Origin of the sequence: Mesorhizobium sp. M7A.F.Ca.US.002.01.1.1 (genome assembly GCF_004022955.1) — a bacterium.
GTDB classification, from domain to species: Bacteria; Pseudomonadota; Alphaproteobacteria; order Rhizobiales; family Rhizobiaceae; genus Mesorhizobium; species Mesorhizobium ciceri.
Map to the genome: position 1 here is coordinate 1 of NZ_RZQE01000140.1, position 12633 is coordinate 12633.

Below are 12633 nucleotides of genomic sequence, written 5' to 3' on the forward strand. Positions count from 1 at the left end.
CATCTGCACCGCGCAGGCGCTGCTCGCCAATATGGCGACCGCCTATGCCATCTGGCACGGCCCCGCCGGGCTGCAGGCGATTGCCGGGCGCATCCACACGTTGGCCAATCGTCTTGCCGCCGGGCTCAAAGCAGCAAACATCTCCGTGCTCGGGTCAAGCCGCTTCGACACGGTGACGGCCGAGGTGAAGGGCAAGGCAGCTTCGATCGCCGCCGCCGCTGAAAAGGGCGGCAGATTGCTGCGTGCCGTCGATGCCGACCACATCGGCATCGCCTTCGACGAAACCTCCACCGAGGCCGATCTCGACGCAATCGCGGCCCTGTTCGGCGCCAAGGCTGGTGCCTCCGCCGACAGCACGGTGCCCGGCAAGCCGCGCGGCAAGGAGTTCCTGACCCAGCCTGTTTTCCACGAAAACAAGTCGGAAACCGAGATGATGCGCTTCCTGCGCCGGCTGGCCGACAAGGACCTGGCGCTCGACCGCGCCATGATCCCGCTGGGATCCTGCACCATGAAGCTCAACGCCGCCGCCGAGATGATGCCGGTGAGCTGGCCGAGCATTGCCAATCTGCACCCTTTCGCCCCGGCCGCGCACTCGGCAGGCTACCGTGCCATGATCGGCGAGCTGGAGGGCTGGCTGTCGGAGATCACCGGCTTCGACGCCGTCACCTTGCAGCCCAATGCCGGCAGCCAGGGCGAATATGCCGGACTGCTCGCCATCCGCGGCTATCACCGCTCGCGCGGCGACAACCACCGCACCGTCTGCCTGATCCCCTCCTCGGCGCATGGCACCAATCCCGCGAGCGCGGCGATGGCCGGCATGAGCGTCGTCGTCGTGCGCTGCACCGAAGACGGCAACATCGACATGGACGACATGAAGGCCAAGGCGACTGAGCATGCGCAAAATCTCGCAGCGCTGATGTTCACCTATCCCTCGACGCATGGCGTGTTCGAGGAAGGCGCACGCGATCTCTGCGCGCTGATCCATGAGCATGGCGGCCAGGTCTATTTCGACGGTGCCAACCTCAACGCGCTGGTCGGGCTTGCCCGTCCCGGCGACATCGGCGCCGATGTCTGCCACATGAACCTGCACAAGACCTTCTGCATTCCGCATGGCGGCGGCGGACCCGGCATCGGGCCGATCGGCGTCAAGGCGCATTTGAAGCCGTATTTGCCCGGCCATGTCACCGAAGGCTCGGCGCACGCCGTCTCCGCCGCCCCCTTCGGCAGCGCCTCGATCCTGCCGATCACCTGGATGTATATCCGCATGATGGGCGCCTCGGGCCTGAAGCAGGCGACCGAAACGGCGATCCTTTCCGCCAACTACATCGCGACGCGGCTCAGTGCGCATTTCCCGGTGCTCTACAAGGGCAGGCAGGGACGCGTCGCGCATGAATGCATCCTCGACACCCGTGTGCTCAAGGAGAGTGCAGGCATCAGTGTCGACGATGTCGCCAAGCGGCTGATCGATTATGGTTTTCACGCGCCGACCATGTCGTTCCCGGTCGCCGGCACGCTGATGGTGGAGCCGACCGAGTCCGAGCCCAAGCGGGAAATCGATCGCTTCTGCGAGGCCATGATCGCCATATCGGCAGAGGCAGCAAAAGTCGCCAGGGGCGAATGGCCTTTGGCCGACAATCCGCTGGTCAACGCGCCGCACACCGCCGCCGAGGCGCTGGCCGGCCAGTGGAACCATCCCTACTCGCGCCTGGAAGCGGCCTATCCGGCCGGCGACGCCGACACGGCAGCCAAGTACTGGCCTCCGGTGTCACGCATCGACAATGTCGCCGGCGACCGCAACCTGGTCTGCTCGTGCCCGCCGCTGTCCGACTATCTGGGGGCCGCGGAGTAATTTACGCTGAGCGCAAGGCCGGCTTGATCGGCTCGGCCTTGCCCATCCTCTTGCGGCTGATGACGCAATTTCGTCCGGCGCGTTTGGCGGCATAGAGCGCCGCGTCTGCCTCGGTGAGCACGTTGTCGAGGCTGCTGCCGCTTGCCTCGCCAAAGCCGATGCCGCCGCTGACCGTGCTGCGCAATTTGCCGAGCTGGGTGGGGACGATTTCGGCGCCGAAAGCCACGCCGATCTTGCTGGCGAGATCGTAGGCCTTTTCGTCCGTCATCCGCGACATGACGACTGCGAACTCCTCGCCGCCAAGGCGAAAAGCGTCGACGCCGGGCCGGGCATATTTCTTGATGACGGCGGCAAAACGGCACAAGACCTGATCTCCAACCGGGTGACCGTAGACATCGTTCGTCCGCTTGAAGTGGTCTAGGTCGAACATGACGATGGACATGAATGGACCGAAACTCCGCTCGCCGTAAAGCGACGTCAATGCCCGGCGGTTCAGCAACCCTGTCAGCGGGTCGGTCATGGTCTCGGCCTTGAGCTCGATCTGCGCCTGCAGATGATGGAGGGAGAGCGTCAATGCTCCGAGCCCGGTCATGCAGGCCACCGCCACGACGGAATTCAATCGTTCGGCCCAATTGTCGGGCGCAACCGCGAGCGTCCATTGCCCCTTGGTCAGCAGAACCACGCCGCAAAGCGCAAACGACATCGCGCAGGTGCCGCTCAGAAACGAAACCACCAGCAGGATGCGGCGATCGTGACTGCCGTTGATCCAGAACATGGCGCCGATCGCCGACAGCAGCGCCGTCACCGTGGTGTAGGTGATGATGAAGCCAACGCCGTCAAAGCCAAGGAAAGTGACAGCGGCACAGATAGTCATGGCGGCAAGCGCCGGTGCAACGGCGCGCCTGTAGCCGGGCACGCCGAGATATTGCATGGCCGACAAGCAGAGGATCAGGAACCCCAGGCTGAGCAGCGCAAGCACGATCTGGCAAAGCAGCGGATCGGGGTCCTTGGTGTACCGCCAGAACAGGATCACATGCGCGACGAGCACCAGAATTCCGCACGCCACCGTCAGCACGAAACCTGCCTTGGGCGCGGTGAACCAGATCGCAAACATGGTGACGCTGAGGCATATGCCCGACAGCGCGGCTGCGAGCAGGAGCGAACTGAAGTCCAGCATATCGGGCAAGGGCCTCTCGAGCGTCGGCGGTTGCGCTGCATTCTAGGTCAGCGGCTGCCCCCAGATACGGGTTTTCAGGCGATCCATCGATGCAACCTGCAGATAGGGTTTACAAAGCGTCGATGGCACGTGTCCCGAAACCGGACCATTGGACGCGAGATCAACCCTTGTTCAGGAGAGCGAGGTTGGCGTTGACGACGGTGGGATCGGCCATGCCGGCCTTCGCTTCGAGCAGCAGCGCCTTGGCCTTCTTGCGATTGCCGCGCAGCAGTTGCGAATAACCCATATTGTTGACGATCTGCGGCCTGCGACCGGCGACTTTCAGAAGCTGGCCGTAGGCACGGTCGGCGAAGTCGAAGCGGCCGAGTTCATCATAGGAAGCCGCGAGCCCCATCCAGGCCTCCGCATTGTCGGCCTTCAACTCGACGGCCTTGCGGAAGTGCTTTTCGGCGAGGCCGTAATTGGCGTCGCGAAACTGCGCCTTGCCTTGCGCCAGATCGGAGGTTTCGGTGTCTTTAGCCGCCGGTTGGATGGCGGTGGTCTTGGTGGTGTCGACGCCACTCGTCGAACAGCCAGACATCATCAAGACGGCCGCCATCGTGGCCATTGCCGGGAAATTATTGTGACGCATGCCCCTGCCTCATCGCCCGATTTGCCGGGTCGTTCTTCAGGAAACACAATATATCAGCGGCGATTAAACTTCGGTGCCGAAACGCCGCCAAAATTCGGCTTCGGGCACACCAGCCATTAACCACCAGGCCGCGGTGCTTCAGTCGCAGCCAGCGGCGTCCTCACGGCTCCAGGGCTTCGAGCCCCGCAGGAGCCGTATACCGGCTGCCGTCATAGCGTAGCCGGTAGGTTTGGCTCACGGACTTGCCGGGATGGGACTGGCACTCGCCATCCTTGTCGGGCAACGGATTGTCGGTATCCATTCGCTCGACCACCGTTATGTCGTGGTAGCCATGATGTTTGGCCGGGCTCATCGCCAGGCTAACCCGACTGGTATGGAAGGATCCGGCGCAATTGGTATCACCCTCGCCGCCATTGCCGGCCACGACCAGGCCATCGAGCACCATCCTCAGGGAATCGCCATCGACGGCATAGAGCCGCAGGTCGGTTTCACTGAACGGATTAGGCAGCGAATTGTTTGCCATTTCGATGCGCAGGCCAAAGGCAGTAACATCGGGCGCCAGCGCATAGCGGCCGGTATCAAGCTCCACCTGGCGGATGGCGATGGCATCATCATTCATCAGCCCGGGCTGGAGCAGGCGCTGGCGCACCTGCCAGCTCTTCCTGTCGACAATCAAAAGCTCGATATCGCCGGCATGCGCGTAGTCGCTGGGTTGGGACCCGTCCATCAGCGGCACTGCGACCAACAGCAGGTCGTCATGGGCGGGCCAGATCTTGCAAACCAGCCCTGGCGGATCGCCATACGCGAATGTCAGGGCAATGCTGGTGTGGGGTTCGAGCGTGAACGAGGTGCCGTCGGCGCTCTTTCGAGCTTTGGGATAGGCCTGCTGCACCAAGGCGGCGGCATCGCCGCAATCGCCGGCCACGGCCCAGGCGGGCGACAGGCTGGCCGCGGCAAGGCCAAGGAAGAGGGTGCGCAGCAGCATGGACTTTCTCACCTGCAAAGCCGGGTTCGGTCAGGACAATGGTTTGTCAGCCCCTTGCTAGGGCTTTTGTGGAGCGCTCGCTAGTGCGCCGTCATTTTGACGATGACTGGAATGGCCGCGATCATCAGCACCACCGGCAGGATGCACACAACCACGGGCACCGACATCTTGGCAGGCAGAGCGTGCGCCTTTTCCTCGGCCAACGACATACGCTTATGGCGCATGTCGTCGGAGAAGACGCGCAGCGCCCCCGACAGGCTGGTGCCGAGTTCCTTGGACTGCTGCAGCAGCGTGGCGAAGGAACGCACCTCGTCCAGGCTGAGGCGATCGGCGAGCGCCTTCAGCGCATCGTCGAGGCTGCGCCCGGCCCTCAGCTCCAGCGACACCAGCTGCAGGTTCTGGCTGAGCGCGGGATAAGTCTTGGCGAGTTCCTTGGAGACGCGCTCTATGCCTGCCTCCATGCTCATGCCGGCATCCGAGCAGACAATCATCAGGTCCATGAAATCGGGAAAGCCGTTGCGGTACTCGCGCCTGCGTTCCCGCACTTTCTGGCTCAGCACCAGGCCGGGCAGGAAATAACCGGCCGCGCCCGACAGGATGACGAATGTCCAGCGGCTGGCCATCGTTGCGTCCGGACTGGCCATCCAGCGGTTGAGCACAAACACGCCTATTGCCGTGCCGATCATCGCAGTGAACCGGATCAGGAAGAACGTGCCGACAGCGCGCGGCTCCATGTAGCCCGCCTGGATAAGCTTCATGCGCAGCCGCGCGACATTTTCCGGATCGCTCCTGGCGTAGAATTCCTGCGCCCGCTTCACCGCCTTCTCGCGCACGATGCCGGTATTCTTCTTTTGCACCGGCTCCGGTTTGGCGGCCACGGGACCGTTGTCGACCCTGAGCCGGCGCATGACCTCGTTGCGATCGCCCTTCGCCATGACAACAGGCCAGGCAACAGCGGCAGCACCCACCGCCAGCAGCAGTATGGCCACCGGCATCAATGAGGTCGGCGCAAGCGAGGCGAGGAATTCGATGAAATCCTGCATGTCAGAACTTGAAATTCGACATCTTGAACATCATCAAATTGCCCAGCATCAGCCAGGTGATCGACGCGCCAAGCAGATACCAGGTCTTCGGCTCGCCCCAGACGTCGCTGTAGAAGCCCGGCATCAGTGCCATGATGGCGGCAAACAGCAACGCCGGCACGGCCGTCAGAATGTAGGCCGACATCCGGCCTTCTGTCGCAATGGCGCGCACCTTGCGGCGCAGCTTGCCACGCTCGCGAATCGTCGTCGCCAGGCCGTCGAGGATCTCGCGCAGATTGCCGCCCGAACTGGTCTGGATCGAGACGGCGGTGACGAACAACGGCAGATCCTCCTGGCCGACCCGGTCGAACAGCGAGTTCAACGCCGAAACCAGATCGGATCCGTAGGTCACTTCGTCGGCGATGACGCCGAACTCGCTGCCGATCGGGTCGGGCATCTCGCGCGCCACCATGGCGATCGCCACCGGCACCGGATGGCCGGCCTTCAGGCCACGCGTGATCAGTTCCAGCGCCTCCGGCAACTGCATGCCGAACCGCTTCAGCCGGCGCTTGCGCTTGAAACGCAACGTCAGCACCGGCAATAGCGGCATGAGCACCACGAACAGGACGAACCCCATCAGCGGCGGCAAGCCGTACCAGATGGCGACCAGGGCCATCGCCATCGCCACGCCGCAGGTGATCATGAGGAATTTCGACAGCGGCATGATCATGCCCGACTGGGTTCGCAGCGCGCGAAACCGGTCCGCCGAAAACAGCGGCGTGCCCGCGTCAAGGCCGCGCTCCTTGCGCAGTTGGACGAGCACCTGCTCCTGGCTGATCTTGTTTTCCTGCAGCCTCATGCGCCGGTTGATGGCGGTGCGCTTGTCGCTGCGGCCGGCATAAAGCAGGTAACAGGCCTCGGCGATCAGGATGCCGGTCAGCGCGGCCGCGGCATAGACGACATAGATCGCGCTCATTCCATCGAACACTTGGCTACTCCTGCGGCCGGCCGGGTTCGAAATATCGTCCGGGAAACTCGATGCCCATGGCGCGCAGGTCCTCGAGGAAGCGCGGCCGGATGCCGGTCGCCTCGTAGTGGCCCAGAATCTTGCCGTCGGCCTCCATGCCGGTGCGCACGAAGCGGAAGATCTCCTGCATCTGGATGACATCGCCTTCCATGCCGGTCACCTCGGCGACACTGGTCACCTTGCGCTTGCCGTCGGACAGGCGCGTCAGTTGGACGATCAGGTCGAGCGCGCTGGCGATCTGGCTGCGGATCGACGGCACCGTCATCGGCATGCCGGTCATGCCAAGCATCTGCTCGAGCCGCGAAATGGCGTCGCGCGGCGTGTTGGCATGGATGGTCGCCATCGACCCTTCGTGGCCGGTGTTCATTGCCTGCAGCATGTCGAAAGCCTCCTCGCCGCGGCACTCGCCGAGGATGACGCGGTCGGGGCGCATGCGCAGTGCGTTCTTGACCAGGTCGCGCTGCTTCAGCTCGCCATGGCCTTCGATGTTGGCCGGACGTGTTTCCATGCGCGCGACATGCGGCTGCTGCAGCTGGAGCTCGGCCGCGTCCTCGATGGTGATCAGCCGCTCGTCTTCCGGAATGAAGGCCGACAGTGCATTGAGCATGGTCGTCTTGCCGGTGCCGGTGCCGCCCGAAATGATCGTCGTCTTGCGGGCATGCACGGCCGCCGCCAGCACTTCGGCCATGTTCTGGGTGATGGCGCCGAATTCGACCAGTTTATGCAGGCCGAGCTTGTTCTTGGAGAATTTGCGGATCGACACCAGCGGACCGTCGACCGCAACCGGGCGGATGGCCGCGTTGAAGCGCGAGCCGTCCAGCATGCGGGCATCGACCATCGGCTGCGATTCGTCGACGCGGCGACCGACCGCGGCGACGATCTTGTTGACGATGCGCAGGAGATGCGCCTCGTCCTTGAACGGAATGTGGACCGGCTGCAGCTTGCCCTTCTTTTCGACAAAGCAGTTCATGTGGCCGTTGATCAGGATATCGTTGATGTCGGGATCCTTGAGCAGCGGCTCGAGCGGACCGAGGCCGACCATCTCGTCGACGATGTCGTCGACCAGCGCGTCAAGCTCGACGGTGTTGATCGCCATCCGCTCCTGCTTGGTCTTTTCCGAAACGAAGTCATGCACTTGCCGGCGCATCTCATCCTTCGGCAAACGCTCCAGCGCGACAAGATTGATCTCTTCGAGCAGCAGCCGGTGGATACGCACGCGCGCATCGAGCACCTTGTTGGCATTCTTCGCCAGCGCTGCTTCCGGCTTTGCCGGCAAAGCCTTTCGGCTGGTTGGTATGACGACGGCATGATGGGCGACCGGCGTCGTCTCAGGCGCGCGCTGCGGACGCGCATCGCGGTTCTGCAGGGTGGAGAAGCGGCTGGTCATCCGGCTTTCCTCTTCAGTAATCCACGGCCCATGCCAAACAGCGAGCGCGATTTCGCCCGGGTCGGGACCGCTTCTTCCGGCAGGATGATCTTCTTCAGATCGTTGACGACATTGGCGTTGGGATCGATCTCGTGCAGCGGTACGCCGCGATCGACTGCTTCGCGCACCAGCCGGTAGTTGTTGGCGATGCCGCCGACGAAATGCTCGCCAAGGATTTCCTGGACGTCCGCCTGCTTGATGCCGTTATCGAACATCTTCTGTTCGAAACGGTTGACGATGACGTTCGGCTTCACTTCCTTGCCGGCCGTCTCGTAGACCGCCTGGATCAGCCGCTGGGTGTGGCGCAGGCACGGCACCGTCATTTCCGCGACGATGTAGAGCTTGTTGGAACCGAGCAGCACGGTCTCCGTCCATGGAAACCAGGTGCGGGGCATGTCGATGACGACATTGTCGAAATAGGCCGAAACGAGATCCAGCATGCGCACCACGACATCGGTCTTGAACGAGCGCATCTCGGCTGGATGCGCCGGTGCCGCCAGCACGCAAAGCCCGCTGGCATGCTTGGACAGCATCACGTCGAGCAGTTGGCGGTCGAGACGCTCGGGCTGGTTCTCGATCTCGGTGATGTCGAAACGCGGTTCGAGGTCGAGATATTCGGCACAGGCGCCCTGCTGGAAGTTGAGATCGACGACGCAGGTCGACGCGCCGCGCGTCACCGAGTGATGCAGCTGGAAGGCGGTCTGCAGCGCCAGCGTCGTGGTGCCGACGCCGCCCGCCGCAGGCATGAAGGTATAGATTTGCGACTCGGTGTTTTCCTCGCGCCCGGGCCCTTGCAGCGCCCGTACGACGGAGCGCACCAGATCGGCCGTGGTGATCGGCTTGACCAGGAAATCCGCGACCTTGAGCTGCACGAGAATGCGCACCGCGGCCGCGTTGAACTCCTGGGTGACGACGACGACAGGAACCTTGTCCTCCAGCCGGCGCATGATGCGCTGCAGCGACTCGACCTCCTCCAGCCTTGCCGCATCCATGTCGACGATGATGGCGCCGAAGTCGGCTTCCTGGATCTCGCCGCGCAACTCGGTAACGTTCTTTTCCACTGTCGAGAGCTGTATGATCTCGGAGGCGGAGAATGCGGTGCGCGTGTCCTGCGCAAACGTCCTGTCGGTCGATACGAGCAGGATCTTCCTGGTCTTGATGCCGTTTGCCATTCTGTCAGCCTGTCAGGTCGCCCGTTGACCAGTTGCCCGTTGAATCAGTTGCCTGTGGTCGACTGCGACGCCTTGGCACCGGCCGCCTGATCGGGTGTGACAGCCGCGGCACTGCCTCGTTGGGCCGGCACCAGGAGCCTGGTGTTCTGGACCCCGTATTTCCAGGGATCGACCATCTGCATGACGGTGTTGGCGGCCTGCGCATTGCCGGCGCCGGCCGTTGGCCCTTCGCTGCGCACATAGTCGTCGCTGGTGCAGCCAGCGGCAAAGCCGGCCAGCAGCAAGGCGACGCTCGATCCAAAGACCAGACGCATGGCTTCAATCCTTCGGCAGGTCGAGGAAATGCCCAGCCGAAGCGGCCGCTGCAGGTTGAGTGACGCGGCCGTCTGCCAACGCCACGGTGCGACCGGCATCGGAATCCTTCACTTCCTCGGTGTTGTTGAGAAAATAGTCGGCATTGCTGGCCGGCTGCGTGCCATCTGTCGGCTCGACGAGCTTCTTCGACGGATCGACCGGCTTGACCAGATAGGGCGTTACGATGATGACGAGGTCGGTCTCGCGCCGCTGATAGGATTTCGACGAGAACAGCGCCCCAAGCACCGGCATCTTGCCGAGGCCCGGAATGCGCGACGTGGTGATGTCGTTTTGCGACTGCAGCAGTCCAGCGATCATGAAGCTCTGGCCGTTCTTCAGGTCGACCGACGTCCTGGCACGGCGCACGATGAAGCCAGGAACCGAGATCGTCCCGATATTGTAGGAGGCCGACGCGTCGATCGAGGAGACTTCCGGCGCGATATCAAGGCTGACCAGCCCGTCTTTCAGAACCGTAGGCGTGAAATCCAGGCTGACGCCGTATTTCTTGTAGCTGACCGAGATCTTGCCGTTGTCCTCCGAGACCGGGATCGGGAACTCGCCGCCGGCGAGGAAGCTAGCCGTCTGGCCGGACCGGGCGATCAGGTTCGGCTCGGCCAGTCGCCGCGCTAAGCCGCGCTCTTCCAGCGCCTTGATGGCGATATCGATCGATACGCCGTTCGATAGGAGACGACCGATGATCTCGCCAGTACCGGCCGCCGGCACTGTGCCCGGATCGATCGAGACGTCGCGGCCGCCAAGGCCATAGGCGAAATTGGCGGCGTATTTGGCACCCAGATCCTGGCCCGCCTGGCGGTTGATCTCGACAAAGCGGACGTTGAGCTGGACCTGCTGCGAAGATGAGATGTTGACCGAGTTGATCACCTCCTCGGCACCGGAAAAGCGCGTCGCGATCTTGTTTGCCTTTTCGGCGGCGACGGCATCGTCGGCCTCGCCCGACAGCACGACACGGCCATTGGCCGATCCGACCTTGATCCTGGCATCCGGCACGCTGGCGCGAATGGTGCTGGCCAGTTGGTCGGTGTCGAGCGTCACCTCGATGTCGACGGTGCCGACAAGCTGCTTTTTCTCATCGAACAGCGCAATCCCGGTGGTGCCGAGATTGTTGCCGAGCACATAGAAGGATTTGTCGGTCAGCGGATTGACGTTGGCGATCTCCGGATCGCCGATGACGATCTGGTAGAAGGCAGCACTGGTGATGATCGTCTTCGGCTTGCCCTTGGCAACCTTGATTGACGCATTCTTGGTCGACGACACGTAGACGACGTCGTTGTCAGCTCTCGCCGCCGAGGCGCCCAAGGCCAGCATCGCCGCAGCGGCCAGCGAAGACGCGACAGCCACGGCGCGCAAAACGCGCAACCGCGTCATGACCCGATATATGAACAGCCCGAACATTGTCCCGTCCCTCACCCAGTCCCCACTGGTTTATTTCTGGTCCCGCGAAGGAACCTGGTATTCCTCGGCCTTCGTGCCGCGCGTTACGATGACCGTCTTGAACTTCGGTTTCTCCGGCTCCTTGGTGACGGCGTCGAACACCGAGCCGGCCGCGGCCTGCACATTCGAGGCGACCGATCCGCCGAAGGAGGAGATGGTGGTGACGCCGTTCTTGCCGTCAGCGCCTTCGCTGGCGGACCGAAGCGACAGCGAGAGCGTGCCGACGGTGCGGGCCAGCGCTACTTTCTGCGCGCCGTCCGTCGTCACCTCGATTGTCACCGAATTGGAGATCTGCGGCGTCGTCTGGCGCTCGTCGGCGCCCTGCCCGACGCTCAGCACCTTGGCATCGGCGACAACGATCTCGGAGGTGATGGTGGAACCGGCAGCGCCTTGCGCATTCTTGGCCACTTCCTGGATTTCGCCGGCATCGCGCGTCAGCACCACGTCAACGCGGTCACCGGGCGTGACGAAGCCGCCGACTCCGGCGATCTCGTCGGTGCGGATGGTGACCGCCCGCATTCCGGGCGTCATCATGTTGGAGAGCGTCGCGCGGCCATTCGGGCCGGACAGCTTGGTCAGCAGCACCGGTTCGTTGACCTCCATCGGCGACAGCACCACGCGAGTGCCGTCGGCGAGCAACGCATTGATGGTGGTGAAGGCGCCCTGCGGCACGGACTCTTGCGACCACGGGATTTCGCTGAGCTGCGCGCGGTCGAGCTCCATGCCGTAGCGCAACGGGGCATTCGCCACCACGATGGTCTTGAATTCGACTTTCGGCACGACAGGTGCCGGAATCGACGACGTCTTCTCTTCGGAATCGGCCTTGGCCTGGCTTTTGACCCAGAAATCCGCGGCAAAGATCGAGATCGCGCCGAAAACGGCGGCGATGCCGATCATCGATATGGCCTTGCCCCTCACGCCTAAACCCCTGATATCAGCAGTTTCTTATTTAGTTGGGCTCACGTTAGGCGGCATTGTTAAAGAATCAGGAATCCCGGGCGTTGGTATCGGATCTATTTCCGCCGGCTTGGTTATCGAATGGTTTTGGGGTAAGAGGGCCCAGATCCCCGAACGGAACAGGAACCTCGGTCGCTTGGCGCTGAAAAGCGTGGCAGTATCGCGAGGTGATTCGCAGCACCGGAACCTATGGCAGGCATGGACGACAGCAACGATCTCTTCGGCAATATGGACAAGCAGCCGCAGCCGGTGCGTACCGCTGCGCGCCCGGCGGATCCACTGGTGGTGCAAGCCACCAAGCGTCCTGCCTCGACCAAGGACGGCAGCGAGGGCTATAGCGCCGCCGACATCGAGGTGCTGGAAGGGCTGGAACCGGTGCGCCGCCGGCCAGGCATGTATATCGGCGGCACCGACGACAAGGCGATGCACCATCTGTTCGCCGAGGTCATCGACAATTCGATGGACGAAGCGGTGGCCGGTCACGCCACCTTCATCGATGTCGAGCTTTCGGCCGACGGCTATCTCGCCGTGACGGACAATGGCCGCGGCATCCCGATCGATCCGCACCCGAAGTTCAAGAA

Annotated in this window: 12 protein-coding genes; 2 read left to right on the plus strand and 10 right to left on the minus strand. The window is 63.0% G+C overall.

Translation table 11 applies throughout. The features are described 5' to 3' along the window. A partial coding sequence (gene gcvP / locus EN932_RS15950) for an aminomethyl-transferring glycine dehydrogenase (RefSeq protein WP_128368909.1) occupies nucleotides 1-1849 on the plus strand: 1849 nt, incomplete at its 5' end. Between the two features lies 1 nt (nucleotide 1850). Here gcvP and EN932_RS15955 read toward each other — a convergent pair. From EN932_RS15955 to cpaB, 10 genes are all read right to left on the minus strand, one after another. Continuing rightward, nucleotides 1851-3026 carry a GGDEF domain-containing protein gene (locus EN932_RS15955; RefSeq protein WP_127368775.1) on the minus strand — a complete coding sequence of 392 codons (1176 nt, stop codon included), beginning with the start codon at nucleotides 3024-3026 and terminating at the stop codon, nucleotides 1851-1853. A gap of 160 nt (nucleotides 3027-3186) precedes the next feature. After that, nucleotides 3187-3657 (minus strand): hypothetical protein, encoded by a 471-nt coding sequence (locus tag EN932_RS15960; protein ID WP_013531956.1) that lies wholly within the window; start codon nucleotides 3655-3657, stop codon nucleotides 3187-3189. A gap of 160 nt (nucleotides 3658-3817) precedes the next feature. Further along, on the minus strand, nucleotides 3818-4642 hold the full coding sequence (locus EN932_RS15965; protein ID WP_127368773.1) for a hypothetical protein: 825 nt from the start codon (nucleotides 4640-4642) through the stop codon (nucleotides 3818-3820). Nucleotides 4643-4722: 80 nt separating this feature from the next. After that, complete coding sequence (locus tag EN932_RS15970; protein WP_127368774.1) at nucleotides 4723-5685, minus strand: type II secretion system F family protein; 963 nt, start codon at nucleotides 5683-5685, stop codon at nucleotides 4723-4725. Between the two features lies 1 nt (nucleotide 5686). Further along, nucleotides 5687-6652: a type II secretion system F family protein gene (locus EN932_RS15975; RefSeq protein ID WP_027162569.1), complete on the minus strand. Its 966-nt coding sequence runs from the start codon at nucleotides 6650-6652 to the stop codon at nucleotides 5687-5689. Between the two features lie 4 nt (nucleotides 6653-6656). Then, nucleotides 6657-8078: a CpaF family protein gene (locus EN932_RS15980; protein ID WP_128368910.1), complete on the minus strand. Its 1422-nt coding sequence runs from the start codon at nucleotides 8076-8078 to the stop codon at nucleotides 6657-6659. Beyond that, entirely contained in the window at nucleotides 8075-9289 is a 1215-nt protein-coding gene (locus EN932_RS15985) for a CpaE family protein (RefSeq protein ID WP_013531961.1), read from the minus strand. Before EN932_RS15985 ends, EN932_RS15980 begins: the two co-directional genes overlap by 4 nt. Nucleotides 9290-9333: 44 nt before the next feature. Next, entirely contained in the window at nucleotides 9334-9603 is a 270-nt protein-coding gene (locus EN932_RS15990; RefSeq protein WP_013531962.1) for a hypothetical protein, read from the minus strand. Between the two features lie 4 nt (nucleotides 9604-9607). Next, nucleotides 9608-11056, minus strand: a complete 1449-nt coding sequence (locus EN932_RS15995; protein ID WP_064995330.1) for a type II and III secretion system protein family protein — start codon at nucleotides 11054-11056, stop codon at nucleotides 9608-9610. 30 nt (nucleotides 11057-11086) lie between these two features. After that, complete coding sequence (cpaB, locus tag EN932_RS16000; RefSeq protein WP_245465080.1) at nucleotides 11087-12013, minus strand: Flp pilus assembly protein CpaB; 927 nt, start codon at nucleotides 12011-12013, stop codon at nucleotides 11087-11089. A gap of 237 nt (nucleotides 12014-12250) precedes the next feature. Between cpaB and EN932_RS16005 the strand changes: the two genes are divergently transcribed. Beyond that, the coding region (locus tag EN932_RS16005) for an ATP-binding protein (protein ID WP_245483289.1) at nucleotides 12251-12633 on the plus strand (383 nt) is incomplete at its 3' end.